Origin of the sequence: Corallococcus sp. AB038B (assembly GCF_003668955.1) — a bacterium.
GTDB classification, from domain to species: Bacteria; Myxococcota; Myxococcia; order Myxococcales; family Myxococcaceae; genus Corallococcus; species Corallococcus exiguus.
Genome location: NZ_RAWO01000009.1, coordinates 58,719 through 76,311, shown reverse-complemented (window position 1 = coordinate 76,311; position 17,593 = coordinate 58,719). Strand labels below are relative to the sequence as shown.

1 protein-coding gene (running past one end of the window) is annotated in these 17,593 nt (G+C 71.0%); it reads left to right on the top strand.

Annotated features, from left to right (window positions below; genetic code table 11):
• A protein-coding gene (locus D7Y04_RS29080) for a non-ribosomal peptide synthetase (protein ID WP_158627606.1) crosses the window boundary here: on the top strand, positions 1 to 17,593 show its 3' portion. Its footprint begins 13,919 nt before the window's first position; only the last 17,593 of its 31,512 coding nucleotides appear in the window; the start codon falls outside the window, past its left edge; its stop codon occupies positions 17,591 to 17,593.

Genomic DNA, 17,593 nt, shown 5'->3' with positions numbered 1-17,593 from the left:
TGTGCACGTCCTCAACGCGTCCCTGCAGCCCGTGCCCCTGGGCGCCCCCGGCGAACTGTTCGCGGGCGGCGACGGCCTGGCACATGGCTACCTGAACCAGCCGGAGCTGACGGCGGAGAAGTTCATTCCGGATCCGTTCAGCACCGTGCCGGGTGCGCGGCTGTACCGCACCGGCGACCAGGTCCGCTTCCGCGCGGACGGCGCCTTGGAGTTCCTGGGCCGCATCGACCAGCAGGTGAAGGTGCGCGGCTTCCGCATCGAGCCGGGCGAGATTGAAACGGCGCTGCGCGGACACGCGTCCGTGCTCGACGTCACCGTCGCCGTGCAGGAGGTCGCGGGCGAGAAGGCCCTGGTGGCCTACGTCGTCACGGAAGAGGGCGCGGAGCCGCTGGGCGTGGACACGATGCGTGCGTTCCTGCACGACAAGCTGCCCGCGTACATGGTGCCCACGGCGCTGATGGCGCTGGACGCGCTGCCGCTCACGCCCAACGGCAAGGTGGACCGCCGCGCGCTGCCCGTGCCAGGCACCGAGCGTCCGCAGATGTCCACCGCGTACGCCGCGCCTCGCACCATGGAGGAGACCGCGCTGTGCGAGGTCTGGGCGGAGGTGCTGGGCGTGGAGCGCGTCGGTATCGACGACAGCTTCTACGACCTGGGCGGTGACTCCATCCGCAGCATCCAGCTCATCGCGAAGCTGCGTGAGCGCGGGTTGGATCTGCCCATGGTGGAGCTGCTGCGTCAGCCCACCATCCGCGCGCTGGGCAATCTGGTTCACGCGGCCCCGTCGAAGGGCGCGGCACAGGCCGTCCCAGGCTCGGAGCCCTTCAGCCTGCTGTCCGAAGCGGACCGCGCGCGGCTGCCCTCGGATGTGGAGGATGCGTACCCGGTGGCCGTGCTCCAGGCCGGCATGCTCTTCCAGAGCGAGCTGGACCAGGCGTCCGGCATGTACCACGACGCCACCAGCTACCACCTGGAGATGGCGCTCGATGAGGCGAAGATGCGCCAGTTGCTGGCCGAGCTGGCCCGCCGCCACGCCATCCTGCGCACGTCGTTCGACCTCACCGGTTACGAGCAGCCGTTGCAGTTCGTGCACCGCGAAGCCCAGGTGCCGCTGGAGCTCCACGACGTGCGCCACGTGCCCGCCGCGGAGCAGGACGCGCTGTTGCGCAGGCTCGTGGAAGCGGACCGCTGCCGTCCGTTCGACTGGAACCGCGCGCCGCTGCTGCGCTTCGCGATCTACCGGCGCACGGAGAAGACGCTCCAGTTCTCACTCATCTTCCACCACGCCATCCTGGATGGTTGGAGCCTCGCGACGCTGTTGTCCGAGCTGTTCCGCGGCTACGTGAACCTGCTGCGCGGCACGCCGGCCCCGGAGGCGGCGCCGCTGGCTGTCACCTACCGCCAGTTCGTCGCGCTGGAGCACCAGTCGCTCACCTCCGGCGAGGGAGAGCAGTTCTGGAAGTCGCGCCTGTCGGAAGTGGACCGTCCTGCTCCTCGCGCGCCGCTGCCCGCGGGCCAGGAGCCGGTGCTGAGCATGCGGCAGGTGGACGTGCCCGCCGCGCTCCAGGAAGGACTGCAGCGCGTGGCACAGGCGGTCAACGTGCCGCTGAAGACCGTGCTGCTGGCGGCGCACCTGCGCGTGCGTGCGCTGATGGAGGGACAGCGCTCGGTGGTGACGGGCGTGGTCTCCAACGGCCGTCCGGAGACGGCCGACAGTGAGCGCATGGTGGGCCTGTTCCTCAACAGCATCCCGTTCCCGGTGACGCTGGCGGACGGCTCGTGGCTGGACCTGGTGCGCCAGGTCTCGAAGGCGGACGGCGACATCTGGCCGCACCGCCGCTACCCCATGGGCCGGTTGCAGCAGCAGCTGGGGGGCCAGCGGCTGTTCGAGACCATCTTCAACTTCGTCCACTTCCACGTGGCCGGAGGCCTGTCGCAGCTCGAAGGCGTGCGCCTGCTGGAGGAGACGCCGTCCACCGCGTGGATGGAGCTTCCGCTGAGCACGCTGTTCCTCCAGCGCCCGGACACCGGCGCGCTGATGCTCGTGCTGCGCACCAACGGCACGCAGCGCGACGCGGACCAGACGGAGGCGCTGGCGGGCTACTACTTCCGCGCCCTCGAAGCGATGGCCGCCAACCCGCACGCGCGTCACGAACACGCGCGGCTGCTGCCGGACGCGGAGCGCCAGAAGCTGCTGGTGGATTGGAACGCCACGGGCGCGGCGTCCGCGGGCGACACCTTCGTCCATGAGCGCTTCGCCGTTCACGCGGCCCGCACGCCGGACGCCGTGGCGGTGGTCTGCGACGACGGCCAGCTCACCTACGGGGAGCTGAACCGCAGGGCCAACCAGCTCGCGCACTGGCTGCGCGCGCGCGGCGTGGGCCCGGATGCGCGCGTGGGTCTGCTCACCGAGCGCACCCCGGACGCCATCGTCGGCATGCTGGGCATCCTCAAGGCCGGCGGCGCGTACGTGCCGCTGGATCCGTCGCACCCGCCGGAGCGCCTGCGCACGGTGCTGGAGGACGCGGCGGCTTCGCTCGTGGTCACCCAGGCCTCGCTCGCCGAGCACGTGGCGGACGCCTCCAGGGGACACGTGTGCCTGGACTCCGACGCTGGGCTGCTCTCACGCGAGCGTGAGGACGACCCGGAGCGCCTGGGCGACGCGGGCTCGCTGGCCTACGTCATCTTCACGTCCGGCTCCACGGGCCGGCCCAAGGGCGTGGCCATCGAGCACCGTCAGCTCAACCACTACGTGGAGGGCGTGACGCTGCGCCTGGAGCTGCCCCCGGCGGCGAGCTTCGCGTCGGTGTCCACGCTGGCCGCGGACCTGGGCCACACCGCCGTCTTCCCGACGCTGAGCGGTGGCGGCACGCTGCACCTCATCTCCCGCGACCGCGCCTCCGACCCGGCCGCGCTGGGCGACTACTTCCAGCGCCACGCGGTGGACTGCTTGAAGATCGTCCCCTCGCACCTGACGGCGCTCCTGTCGTCGCCGTCGCCCGAGCGCGTCCTGCCTCGCAAGCGGCTGGTGCTGGGCGGTGAGGCGTCTGATCCGGCGCTCGTGGCGCGCGTGCACGCGCTGGTGCCCGGGCTCGAAGTCTTCAACCACTACGGCCCCACCGAGACCACGGTCGGCGTGCTGACGTGGAAGGTGGAGCGGGGCACTGCGCTTGCCGCCACGGCCTCCGTGCCGCTGGGCCGGCCGCTGCCCAACGCGCGGATGTACGTGCTGGACGCGGCGCTGCAGCCCGTCCCCGTGGGCGTGCCCGGCGAGCTGTTCATCGGCGGCGCGGGCGTGGCCCGGGGCTACCTGGGACAGCCCGGTCTCACGATGGAGCGCTTCCTGGCGGATCCGTTCCACGCGGAGCCCGGCGCGCGCGTGTACCGCACGGGCGACCGCGTGCGCTACCTGCCGGACGGCGCGCTGGAGTTCCTGGGCCGCGTCGACTTCCAGGTGAAGGTGCGCGGCTTCCGCATCGAGCTGCCGGAGATTGAAGCCGCGATGAGCGGCCTGCCCGGCGTGGCGGAAGTCGTCGTGCTGGCGCGCGAGGATGTGCCGGGCGACAAGCGCCTGGTGGCCTACGTCGTCGCGGTGCCCGGCCACACGCTGGAGGCCGGTGCGCTGCGCCAGGGCCTGAAGACGCGGCTGCCGGACTACATGGTGCCGTCCGCCTTCGTCATGCTGGACGCGCTCCCGCTCACGTCCAACGGCAAGGTGGACCGCCGCGCGCTGCCCGCGCCGGAGCAGGAGACCGAAGCGGGCCGCGCCCACGTGGCCCCGCGCACTCCCACCGAGGAGCTCATCGCGGGCCTGTGGTCCAAGCTCCTGGGCGTGGAGCGCGTGGGTGCGAAGGACGACTTCTTCGTGCTCGGCGGCCACTCGCTGCTGGCGACGCAGATGATCTCCCGCATCCGGAGCGCGTTCCGCGTGGAGCTGCCCCTGCGCGCGCTCTTCGAGGCGACCACGGTGGAGACGCTCTCCGCTCGCGTGGACGAGGCGGTCCGCCAGGGCTTCGGCCTGGAGGCGCCGGCCATCGTGCCGCTGTCTCGCGAGAACACGCTGCCGCTGTCGTTCGCGCAGCAGCGCTTGTGGTTCCTGGATCAGCTGGAGCCGGACAGCGCGTTCTACAACATCGCCGCGCCGGTGATGCTGGACGGCGCGCTGGAAGTGGCCCCGCTGGAGCAGGCCTTCACGGAGCTGGTGCGCCGGCATGAAGTGCTGCGCACCACCTTCCGCGCGGAGGGTGGCAACCCGGTGCAGGTCGTCCACCCGGCGGCCCGCATGCCGTTGCCGCTCGTGGACCTCACGCACCTGCCGGAGGCGGAGCGCGAGGCGAAGGCGCAGCGGCTGGCGGACGAGGACGCGGGCAAGCCGTTCAACCTGGCTACGGGCCCGCTGCTGCGCGCCACGCTGGTGCGCATCTCGGACGTGCGCCACATGCTGCTGCTCACGGTGCACCACATCGTGTCCGACGGCTGGTCGCGCGGCGTGCTCGTGCGTGAAGTCGCCGCGCTCTACGAGTCCTTCCGTCAGGGCAAGCCGTCGCCGCTGCCGGAGCTGCCGGTGCAGTACGCGGACTACTCGGGCTGGCAGCGTGGCTGGCTCCAGGGCGACGTGCTGAAGAAGCAGGTCGGCTACTGGAAGCAGCAGCTGACCGGCGCGCCCTCCGCGCTGGAGCTGCCCACGGACTTCCCGCGCCCGGCGGTGCAGACGTACCGCGGTGAGACGCTGCCCTTCACGCTGCCGCGCGAGCTGTCGGATGCCTTGCGCGCCCTGGCGCTGAAGGAAGGCGTCACGCCGTACATGCTGCTGCTCACCGCGTGGCAGGTGCTGCTGGCGCGCCACGCGGGCCAGGACGACGTCACGGTGGGTTCGCCCGTGGCCGGCCGTGGCCGCATGGAGACCGAAGGCCTCATCGGCTTCTTCATCAACACGCTCGTGCTGCGCACGCGGCTGGAAGGGGACCCCTCGTTCCGCCAGGTGCTCGCGCGGGTGCGGGAGTCGGTGCTGGGCGCGCACGCGCACCAGGAAGTGCCCTTCGAGAAGCTGGTGGAGGAGCTGCAGCCGGTGCGCGACACCAGCCGCTCGCCGCTCTTCCAGGTGTGGTTCGTGCTGCACCAGGAGTTGGCGGCGAAGCTGTCCGTGCCGGGCCTCACGCTGAGCGCCTACGAGGCGGAAGCGCGCACCGCGAAGTTCGACCTGGCCCTGTCCATGCTGGACGCGGCGGACGGCTTCGTGGGCCGCCTGGAGTACAACTCCGACCTGTTCGCCCGCGCGACCGCGGAGGGGATGATGGCGCGCCTGCACGTGCTGCTGGCGGGCATCGTCACCCAGCCTGAGTCGCCCGTGGGCGAGCTGCCCCTGCTGTCCGCCGAGGAGCGGCATCAGGTGCTGGTGGGCTGGAACAACGTCCGCGCGGAGCTGCCGAGCGAGGCGACCATCCACTCGCTCATCGAAGCGCACGCGGAGGCCACGCCGGACGCGGTGGCCCTCGTGTACGAGGACCAGTCGCTCACGTACGCGGAGCTGGACGTGAAGGCGAACCAGCTGGCGCACCACCTGCGCCGCCGGTACGTCGGACGCGAGGTGCGCGTGGCGCTCTGCCTGGAGCGCTCGCTGGATCTCGTGGTGGGCATGCTCGGCATCCTCAAGGCCGGCGGCGCGTTCATCCCGTTGGATCCGTCGTACCCGGTGGAGCGGCTCGACTACATGCTGTCGGACTCGGGCGCGCCGGTGCTGGTGACGCAGGAGTCTCTGATGGACTCGCTGCCCACCGACGGCCGCCTGACCATCCAGCTGGACATGGACGTGGACGCCATCGAGCGGATGCCGGAGGAGGCGCCGCGCACGGGCGTGTCCGCCCACAACCTGGCGTACGTCATCTACACGTCCGGCTCCACGGGCCGTCCCAAGGGCACGCTGCTCCAGCACCAGGGCCTGGTGAACACGGCCCTGCGCGCAGCCGCGGCGAAGCGGGTGGGCCCGGGCAGCCGCGTGTTGCAGTACGCGGCGTCCAGCTTCGATGCCAGCGTCTGGGAGATCTTCAGCACCCTGGCCGCGGGCGCCACGCTGGTGCTCGCGCCGCGCGACCGGCTGATGCCGGACGAGCCGCTGCGCACGCTGTTGAAGGAGCAGGGCATCACCACCGCCACGCTGACCCCGTCGGTGCTCGCGCAGCTGAGCACGGAAGGGCTGGAGGGCCTGCGCAGCGTGGTGTCCGCCGGTGAAGCGCTGAGCGTGGAGCTGGCGCGCAAGTGGGGCGCGGGGCGCCTCATGATCAACGCCTACGGCCCCACCGAGGCCACGGTCTGCGCGACGCTGACCGAAGGCGGCGTGAACCCCGAGCGGATCACCATCGGCAAGCCCTGGGCGAACGCGCAGGTGTACGTGCTGGACGCGTCGCAGCGTCCGGTGCCGGTGGGCGTGGGCGGTGAGCTCTACATCGGCGGCGTGGCGCTGGCGCGTGGCTACCAGGGCCGGCCGGACCTGACGGCGGAGAAGTTCGTGCCGCATCCGTTCAGCACCGACGCGGGCGCGCGGCTGTACCGCACGGGTGACCGCGTGCGCTGGCTGGCCACGGGCGAGCTGGAGTACCTGGGCCGCATCGACTTCCAGGTGAAGGTGCGCGGCTTCCGCATCGAACTGGGCGAAGTCGAGTCCGTGCTGCTGCACCACACGGACATCCGTGAGGCGGCGGTGGTGGTGCGCGAGGACGTGCCGGGCGACAAGCGCCTGGTGGCCTACGTCGTCGCGCAAGAGGACACGGAGCTGGACGTGGCGGAGCTGCGGCGCCACCTGAAGGGCGAGGTGCCGGAGTACATGGTGCCGTCCGCCTTCGTGGTGCTGGAGGCGCTGCCGATGACGCCCGCGGGCAAGGTGGATCGCAAGGCGCTGCCCGCGCCGTCCGACTCCCGCACGGAGCGCAGCGAGGCGGAGTTCGCCGCGCCGCGCACGCCGACGGAGGAGATGCTCGCCACGGTCTGGACGGAGATCCTGGACGTGAAGCGGGTAGGGGTGCGCGACAACTTCTTCGACCTGGGCGGGCACTCGCTGCTGGCCACGCAGGTCGCTTCGCGCATCCGCGAGGCGTTCGGCGTGGAGTTGCCGCTGCGCGCGCTCTTCGAGGCGCCCACCATCGCGGACCTGGCCCAGCGCGTGGATCAGTCCGTGCGTTCGGAGCGGGGACTCCAGGCGCCGCCCATCGTGCCGCTGTCGCGCGAGGGCTCGCTGCCGCTGGGTCTTGCCCAGCAGCGGCTGTGGTTCCTGGACCAGATGGAGCCGGACAGCGCGTTCTACAACATCGTGCTGCCCGTCCGTCTGGAGGGCGAGCTGGACCTGGGAGTGCTGGAGCGGACCTTCACGGAGCTGGTGCGCCGGCATGAATCGCTGCGCACCACGTTCCACGCGGAAGGCGATCAGCCCGTGCAGCGCATCCACGCGCCCACGCCTGCGTCGCTCAACGTCGTGGACCTGAGCAGCCTGCCGGACGCGGAGCGCGAGGCCGAGGCGAAGCGCCTGGCCGACGCGGAGACCAATCGCGGCTTCAAGCTGGCCACGGGGCCGCTCATGCGCGCCCTCATCCTGCGCATGTCCCAGACGGAGCACGTGTTGCTCCTGTCGCTGCACCACATCATCACGGACGGCTGGTCCATGAGCCTGCTCGTCCGCGAGATCGCCGCGCTCTACGCGGCCTTCCGTGAGGACAAGCCGTCGCCGCTGCCGGAGCTGCCGGTGCAGTACGCGGACTACGCGGGCTGGCAGCGCGACTGGCTGCGCAGCGACGTCATGGGCAAGCACGTGGAGTACTGGCGGCAGCAGCTGTCCGGCGCGCCCTCCGCGCTGGAGCTGCCCACGGACTTCCCGCGCCCGGCGGTGATGACGTACTCGGGCGGCGGCGTGGCGGTGAAGGTGCCGCAGCCGCTGTCGCAGCGGATCAAGGCGCTGTGCCGCGAGAAGGGCGTGACGCCGTTCATGTTCCTGCTGGCGGCGTGGCAGGTGCTCCTGGCGCGCCACGCGGGCCAGGATGACATCAGCGTGGGTTCTCCGGCCGCGGGCCGCGGGCACTCGTCGACGGAGGGCATCATCGGCTTCTTCGTCAACACGCTGGTGCTGCGCGCGAAGCTGGAGGGCAACCCGTCCTTCCGCGACGTGCTGACCCAGGTGCGTGACACGGTGCTGTCCGCGCACGTCCACCAGGAAGTGCCCTTCGAGAAGCTGGTGGAGGAGCTGCACCCGGTGCGCGACACCAGCCGCTCGCCGCTCTTCCAGGCCATGTTCGTGCTCCAGGCGGAGGACCTGTCCGGTCAGGTGTCCGTGGCCGGCCTCACGCTGAAGACGTTCGAGGCCGAAGCGCGCACGGCGAAGTTCGACATGTCCCTGTCGCTGGCGGACGCGTCCGAGGGCTTCCTGGGCCGGCTCGCGTACAACTCCGACCTGTACTCCCGCGCCACCGCCGAACGGCTGGTGCAGCACCTGGTGATGATGCTGGAAGGCATCGCCACGGACATGGACCAGCGCGTGATGGCGCTGCCGCTGATGACGGAGGACGAGGCGCGGCAGGAGTTGGTGGTGTGGAACGACACCCGCGTGGAGTTCCCGCGCGAGGCGTGCATCCAGTCGTTCATCGAGGCGCATGCCCGCGCCACGCCGGACGCCGTGGCGCTCGTCTACGAGGACACGTCGCTCACGTTCGCGCAGTTGGACGCGAAGGCGAACCAGCTGGCGCACCACCTGCGCACCCTGGGCGTCGCGCCGGAAGTGCGCGTGGCGCTCTGCCTGGACCGCTCGCTGGACCTGGTGGTCGGCATGCTGGGCGTGCTCAAGGCCGGCGGCGCGTTCGTGCCGCTCGACCCGGCGTACCCCATCGACCGGCTCGACTACATGCTGGAGGACAGCGGCGCCACGGTGCTCGTGACGCGCGGCGAGCCCATGCCGGGCCTGCACGCGGAAGACCGTGTCGGGCTGCACCTGGATGACGTTCGGAGTGTCCTCCAGGCACTGCCCACCACGGCGCCGTCCGTGAACATGACCTCCGCCAACCTGGCGTACGTCATCTACACGTCCGGCTCCACGGGTCGTCCCAAGGGCACGCTGCTCCAGCACCAGGGCCTGGTGAACACCGCCATCCAGGCGGGCCGCGCGCACCGCTACGCGCCGGGCAGCCGGGTGCTGCAGTACGCGGCGTCCAGCTTCGACGCCAGCGTGTGCGAGGTGTTCGGCACGCTCGTCGCCGGGGCCACGCTGGTACTCGCGCCGCGCGACCGGCTGCTGCCGGATGAACCGCTGCGCACGCTGCTCCAGGAGCAGCGCATCACCGCCATCACCCTGACGCCGTCGGTGCTCGCGCAGCTGGGCACGGAAGGGCTGGAAGGCCTGCGCACCGTCATCTCCGCCGGCGAAGCGCTGAGCGTGGAGCTGGCGCGCAAGTGGGGCGAAGGGCGCTTGATGATCAACGCCTACGGCCCCACGGAGGCCACGGTCTGCGCGACGCTGACCGAGAACGGCGCGAACCCGGAGCGGCTCACCATCGGTAAGCCGTGGGCGAACGTGCAGGTGTACGTGCTGGATGACGCGCTCCGGCCCCAGCCGACGGGCGTCCCGGGCGAGCTGTACGTGGCGGGCGCGGGCCTGGCGCGTGGCTACCAGGGCCGGCCGGACCTGACGGCGGAGCGGTTCGTCCCGAACCCGTTCAGCCAGGAGCCCGGCGCACGGCTGTACCGTACGGGCGATCGCGTGCGGTGGACGTCCCTGGCCGAGCTCGAGTACCTGGGCCGCATCGACTCCCAGGTGAAGGTGCGAGGCTTCCGCATCGAGCTGGGCGAGGTCGAGTCCGTGCTGCTGCACCACGCGGAGGTGCGTGAGGCGGCGGTGGTGGTGCGCGAGGACGCGCCGGGCGACAAGCGCCTGGTGGCGTACGTCGTGCCCCAGGCCGCGGGCACACTGGACGCGGTGGAGCTGCGCCGCCATCTGAAGACCGAGGTGCCGGAGTACATGGTGCCTTCGGCCTTCGTGGTGCTGGAAGCGCTGCCGCTGACGCCCGCCGGCAAGATTGACCGCAAGGCCCTGCCCGCGCCGACGGGCGAGGTGTCGCGCACGCGCACCTTCGTGGCCCCGCGCACGCCGACGGAGGAGCTGCTCGCGGCCCTCTTCGCGCAGTTGTTGGGCGTGGAGCGAATGGGCGTGGAGGACCACTTCTTCGAGATGGGTGGCCACTCGCTCATGGCCACGCGGCTGGCGTCGCGCATCCGCGAGGCCTTCGACGTGGAGCTGCCGCTGCGCACGCTCTTCGAGGCGCCCACGGTGTCGGACCTGGCCCGGCGCGTGGACGCGCTCGTGGCGCAGGGCAGGGGCGTGAGGGCTCCGCCGCTCGTGCCGCTGCCGCGCGCGGAGCGGATGCCGCTGTCGTTCGCCCAGCAGCGTCTGTGGTTCCTCAATCAGCTGGAGCCGGACAGCGCCTTCTACAACCTCCCGCTGCCGGTGCGGCTGGAGGGCACGCTGGACGTGTCCGCGCTGGAGCGCGCCTTCACGGAGCTGGTGCGCCGCCACGAATCGCTGCGCACCACGTTCCCCATGCGCGATGGCCAGCCCGCGCAGGTCGTCCACCCGGCCGCGACGCTGCCGATTCAGGTGGTGGACCTGTCCGGCCAGCCCGAGGACGTCCGCGAGGCCGAGGCCCAGCGTCGGGCCAACGAAGAGGCGCAGCGTCCGTTCCACCTGGCGAACGGCCCGCTGTTGCGCGTGAAGCTGCTCAAGCTGGAGGCCCAGCGGCACGTGCTGCTCGCGACGATGCACCACATCGTCTCCGACGGCTGGTCCATGGGCGTGCTGGTGCGGGAGATGGCGGCCCTCTACGAGGCCTTCGCCTCTGGCCGCGCGCCGTCGCTGCCGGAGCTGCCGGTGCAGTACGCGGACTACGCGGGCTGGCAGCGCGGCTGGCTGCAGGGTGACGTGCTGGCCCAGCAGATGGCGTACTGGAAGCAGCAGCTGACCGGCGCGCCCGCCGCGCTGGAGCTGCCCACGGACCGTCCGCGTCCGGCGGTGCAGACGTACCGGGGCGCCAGCGTGAACCTGCGCGTGGGCAAGCCGGTGACGAACACGCTGAAGGCCCTGGCGCTGAAGGAAGGCGCCACGCCCTTCATGGTGCTGCTGGCCGCGTGGCAGGTGCTGCTCGCGCGCTACTCCGGTCAGGACGACGTGAGCGTGGGCACGCCCATCGCGGGCCGTGGCCGCACGGAGACGGAAGGCCTCATCGGTTTCTTCGTCAACACGCTGGTGCTGCGTACGAAGCTGGAGGGCAACCCGTCCTTCCGCGCGCTGTTGGCCCAGGTGAAGGAGACGACGCTGGGCGCGTACGCGCACCAGGAGGTGCCCTTCGAGAAGCTGGTGGAGGAGCTCGCGCCCACGCGCGACACCAGCCGCACGCCGCTGTTCCAGGTGCTGCTGTCGTTCCAGAACGCGCCGGTGCCGGAGCTGGAGGTCAAGGGCCTCACGCTGCGCGCCGTCCCGCTGGAGCACCGCACCGCGCAGTTCGATCTGAACATGACGCTGTCGGAGGTGGACGGCGAACTGCGCGGCGCCATGGAGTACAACTCCGACCTGTTCGACGCCGGCACCGCCGAGCGGATGCTGGAGCACCTCCGCGTCCTGCTGGAGGGCGTGGCGTCCCAGCCGGACGTGCCCGTGCAGCGCCTGCCGCTGCTCACCGAGGGCGAGCGGACGCAGTTGCTGACGACGTGGAACGACACGCGGGCCGACTTCCCGCGCGACGCCTGCATCCACCAGCGCTTCGAGGAGCAGGTGGCCCGCACCCCGGACGCGATCGCCGCGACCTTCGAGGGTGAGCAGCTCACGTACCGGCAGCTGGACGCGAAGGCCAACCAGCTGGCGCACCACCTGCGCCGGCTGGGCGTGGGGCCCGAGGTGAAGGTCGCCCTGTGCCTGGAGCGCTCGCTGGAGATGGTCATCGCCGTGATGGGCGTGCTCAAGGCCGGCGGCGCCTACGTGCCGCTCGACCCGAAGTACCCGCTGGATCGCCTGTCCTTCATGCTGGAGGACACGCAGGTGCCGGTGGTGCTGACGCAGGATTCGCTGGCGGACGAGCTGCCCGTCACCACCCAGCAGCTGATCAGCCTGGATGGCGACTGGAAGCGGAGCATCTCCCGCGAGCGCGAGGACGCGCCCGTGACGGCGGTGACGGCCGGCAACCTGGCGTACGTCATCTACACGTCCGGTTCGACGGGCAAGCCCAAGGGCGTGGCCATCGAACACCGCGGCGTGTCCAACTACCTGACGTGGTGCTTGTCCGCGTACGGGCTGGATACGGGTGCGGGCGCGCCGGTGCACTCGTCGCTCGCGTTCGACCTGACCGTCACCAGCATGCTGGCGCCGCTGGTCGCGGGCCGGGGCGTGGTGATGGTGTCCGAGACGCGGGGTGTGGAAGGCCTGGCGGACGTGCTGCGTGAAGGCACGGGCTTCAGCCTGGTGAAGCTGACGCCCAGCCACCTGCGGTTGTTGTCGGACCTGCTGGGCGCGGACGCGGCGGCGGGGCGCACGGGTGCCTTCGTCATCGGCGGCGAGGCGCTCTTCTCGGAGGAGCTGGCGTTCTGGCGCAAGCATGCGCCGGCCACGCGGCTCATCAACGAGTACGGCCCCACGGAGACGGTGGTGGGCTGCTCGGTGCACGTCGTGGCCCCGGAGGATTCCGCCTCCGGCGCGGTGCGCATCGGCAAGCCGCTGCCCAACACGCGGATGTACGTGCTGGATGCGCAGCTGCAACCCGTGCCGGTGGGTGTGCCGGGTGAGCTGTACATCGGCGGCGTGCAGGTGGGCCGCGGCTACCTGGGCCGCCCGGAGCTCACGGCGGAGAAGTTCGTCCCGGATGCGTTCAGCACCGACGCGGGCGCGCGGCTGTACCGCTCCGGCGACCTGGCCCGCTGGCGCGCCGACGGCACGCTGGAATACATGGGCCGCGTCGACCACCAGGTGAAGGTGCGTGGCTACCGCATCGAGCTGGGGGAGATCGAATCCGCCCTCATGGGCGCCTACGGCGTGCGCGAGTCCGTCGTCGTCGTCCGCGAGGACGTGGCCGGCGACAAGCGGCTGGTGGCCTACGTCGCGGGTGACGTGGAGTCCCTGGACCGCAAGGGCCTGCGCGAGCACCTGGAGCGCACGCTGCCCGAGTACATGGTGCCGTCCGCCTTCGTGGTGATGGAGGCGCTGCCGGTGACCTCCAACGGCAAGGTGGACCGCAAGGCGCTGCCCGTCCCCAGCGACGAGCGCGCGCAGGACGACGCGTTCATCGCGCCGCGCACCCCCACCGAACAGCTGCTCGCCGGAGCATGGAGCGAGCTGCTCAACGTGGACCGCGTGGGCTCGACGGACGACTTCTTCGAGCTGGGTGGACACTCGCTGCTGGCCACGCAGGTGCTGTCACGCGTCCGGAGCATCTTCCGGATCGACCTGCAGCTGCGGGACGTCTTCAACGCGCCCACGGTGCAGAAGCTGTCCGTCCTCATCGACCAGGCGCTCCAGGCCGGTGCGGGCACCCAGGCGCCCGCCATCGTGCCGCTGCCGCGCGAGGGCCGCCTGCCGCTGTCGTTCGCGCAGCAGCGCTTGTGGTTCCTGCACCAGCTGGACGCGTCCAGCCCGGCCTACAACGTGCCCATGGTCCTTCGCCTGAAGGGCTCGCTGGACGTGATGGCGCTGGAGCAGAGCTTCACGGAGTTGGTGCGTCGGCACGAATCGCTGCGCACGTCGTTCCACCTGGACAACGGACAGGCCACGCAGGTCATCCACCCGGCGGTGTCGCTGCCGCTCCCGGTGGTGGACCTCTCCGACATCGCGGATCCGGAGCGCCATGACGAGGCCCGCCGGCTCGCGGACGACGAAGCGGTGCAGCCGTTCCAGCTGGCCACCGGTCCGCTGTTGCGCGTGAAGCTGCTCAAGCTGGATGAGGAGGAGCACATCCTCCTGCTCGTCATGCACCACATCGTCTCCGACGGTTGGTCCATGGGCGTGCTGGTGCGCGAGATGGCCGCGTCCTACGAGGCCTTCTCCAACGGCGGCACGCCGTCCCTGCCGGAGCTGCCGGTGCAGTACGCGGACTACGCGGGCTGGCAGCGCGGCTGGCTCCAGGGCGAGGTGCTGGAGAAGCAGCTCGGATACTGGAAGCAGCAGCTGTCCGGTGCTCCATCCGCGATGGAGCTGCCCACGGACCGTCCTCGTCCGGCGGTGCAGACGTCGCACGGCTCCAGCGTTCCGGTGAAGGTCAGCCGGGAGCTGACGGAGACGCTCAGGGCCTTGGCGCTCAAGGAGGGCACCACGCCCTTCATGGTCCTGCTGGCCGCGTGGCAGACGCTGCTGTCTCGCTACTCCGGGCAGGATGACATCAGCGTGGGCACGCCCATCGCGGGCCGCCAGCGCGCGGAGACGGAGGGCCTCATCGGCTTCTTCGTCAACACGCTGGTGCTGCGCACGAAGCTGGACGGCGACCCCACGTTCCGCGAGCTGCTGGGCCGCGTGCGGGAGACGACGCTGGGCGCGTACGCGCACCAGGAGGTGCCGTTCGAGAAGCTGGTGGAGGAGCTGGCGCCCACGCGCGACACCAGCCGCACGCCGCTGTTCCAGGTGTCCATGACGCTGCAGAACGCGCCGGAAGGGGCGTTCAGTCTGACCGACCTCAGCCTGGAAGGCGTTGAGGTGGAGCACCGCACCGCGAAGTTCGACCTGTCGCTGGGCCTCACGGAGACGGCGAACGGCATCGAGGGCGGGCTCGAGTTCAACACCGACCTGTTCGATGCGAGCACCGCCGAGCGGCTCGCCCGTCACCTGGGCGTGTTGCTGGCGGGCATCGGGGCCAACCCCGACGCGCGGCTGCACCAGTTGCCGCTGCTCACGGCGGAGGACCGCACGGAGGTGGTGACGGACTGGAACACGTCCTTCCGCTTCCCCGTGGACGCGTGCCTGCACACGCTGTTCGAGCGTCAGGCGGCCCGTACTCCGGACGCCATCGCGGTCACCTACGCCGAACAGCGCCTCACGTACCGCGAGCTGGACACGCGGGCGAACCAGCTGGCGCATCACCTGCGCACACTGGGCGTGGGGCCGGAGGTCCTGGTGGGCCTCGCGGTGGAGCGTTCGCTGGAGTTGATGGTGGGCCTGCTGGCCATCCTCAAGGCCGGCGGCGCGTACCTGCCCATGGATCCGGCGTACCCGCGGGATCGCCTGGAGTTCATGGTGGAGGACGCTCGCGTGCCGGTGGTGCTCACGCAGCAGCACCTGCTGGACGTGGTGCCGTCGGGCGCGGCGAAGCGCCTGTGCCTGGACTCGGATGCCGCCTCTTGGGCCTCCGCGCCCACGACGACGCCGGACAGCGGCGTGGCGCCGCATCACCTGGCGTACGTCATCTACACGTCCGGCTCCACGGGCCGTCCCAAGGGCGCGCAGATTGAGCACGACCAGGTGGTGCGCCTCTTCGACGGCACGAAGCACTGGTTCAACTTCGGCGCGAACGACGTGTGGACGCTGTTCCACTCGTACGCCTTCGACTTCTCCGTCTGGGAGATGTGGGGCGCGCTGCTGTACGGCGGCAAGCTGGTGGTGGTGCCGTACGAAGTCAGCCGCACGCCCGCGGACTTCCACGCGCTGCTCAAGCGCGAGGGCGTCACGGTGCTCAACCAGACGCCGTCCGCGTTCCGTCAGCTCATCCAACACGAGGAGCGCACAGGCGACCACGAGGGCCTGTCCCTGCGCACGGTCGTGTTCGGCGGCGAGGCGCTGGAGTTCGGCAGCCTGCGTCCGTGGTACGCGCGCCACGCGGACAACGCGCCGGTGCTCGTCAACATGTACGGCATCACCGAGACGACCGTTCACGTGACCTACCGCGCACTCAAGGCGGCGGACGCGGAGGGCGGGCGCGGCAGCGAGGTCGGCGTCGCGATTCCGGACCTCCAGGTGTACGTGCTGGATGCGCACGGACAGCCGGTGCCTCCAGGCGTCACGGGTGAGATGTACGTGGGCGGCGACGGCCTGAGCCGTGGCTACCTGGGCCGGCCGGAGCTGACCGCGCAGCGCTTCATCCCGGATCCGTTCAGCACTGTTCCGGGCGCGCGGCTCTACCGCTCCGGCGACCTGGCGCGGTGGCGTCCTGACGGCACGCTGGAGTACCTGGGCCGTGCGGACTTCCAGGTGAAGGTGCGTGGCTTCCGCATCGAGCTGGGTGAAATCGAAGCAGGCCTGCTCTCGCACCCGAGCGTGCGCGAGGCCGTGGTGCTGGTGCGCGAGGACGTGCCGGGCGACAAGCGCCTGGTGGCGTACCTGGTGGGCGCGCCGGGTCAGAGCGTGGCGGGAGTCCCGGAGCTGCGCGAGCAGCTGCGGCGCACGCTGCCTGAGTACATGGTGCCGTCCGCCTTCATGACGTTGGAGTCGCTGCCTCTCACGTCCAACGGCAAGGTGGATCGCCGCGCGCTGCCCGCGCCGGACACCGCTCGCGCGGAAGGCTCCACGTTGGTGGTGGCGCGCACGCCGCTGCAGCTGCAGTTGGTCCGAGTCTGGGAGGAGACGCTGGGGATGTCGCCCATTGGCATCCGCGACGACTTCTTCGACCTGGGCGGCCACTCCATGCTGGCGGTGCAGCTCATGGGCCGCATCCAGCAGCTCACCGGCAAGAACCTGCCCCTGGCGTCGCTGTTCCAGGCGTCGACAGTGGAGCAGTTGGCCGCGCTGCTGGAGGCCGAGTCACGCGCCTGGTCTCCGCTGGTGGCGCTGAAGCCGGAGGGCACCAAGCCTCCGCTGTTCGCCATCCACCCGGCGGGCGGCGGCGTCCTCTGCTACGTGGACCTGGCGCGTGAGCTGGACGCGGATCAGCCGTGCTACGGCCTGCAGGCCCGGGGCACCGAGGGCGAGGAGCCCCTGGGCACCGTGGCGGAGATGGCCGCGCTGTACCTGGCGTCCGTGCGCGAGGTGCAGCCTCACGGGCCCTACCACCTGGCGGGCTGGTCGCTGGGCGGCATCATCGCCTTCGAGATGGCGCGGCAGCTGCGCGCCGTGGGCGAAGAGGTGGCGCTGCTGGCGAGCATCGACGCGTACACCGTGCAGCACATGGTGCCGGACAAGACGCCGGAGCAGGTGCTGGAGGACATGCTCACCTCCGAGCTCACCATGATGCTGGCGGCCACCACGGGCCGCGACCCGTTGGAGCTGCGCGAGCGCATCAGCCAGATGACGCAGGCGGAGCGTGTGAACTACTTCTACGAAGTGGGCAGCCAGGGTGACACGCAGATCGCCGACGTGGGCGTGGAGCGCGTGCGCAACCTGTACCGGGTGTTCGAGTCCACCTCGCGCGCCTTCACGCAGTACGACGCGAAGCCGCTCGACGGGAAGATCGTGCTGCTGCGCGCCAGCCAGCGGCCGGACACGCGTGAGCACACCGGCTGGGAGGAGTTCGTCACCGGCGGCGTGGAGGTCGTGGACATGCCGGGCACGCACATGACGATGATGCGCAAGCCGCTCATCACCAACGTGGCGCGGGAGCTCCAGTCCCGCATCGTCACGCACACGACGCCGGTGGACGATCTGAAGAAGAAGATCGGGTAG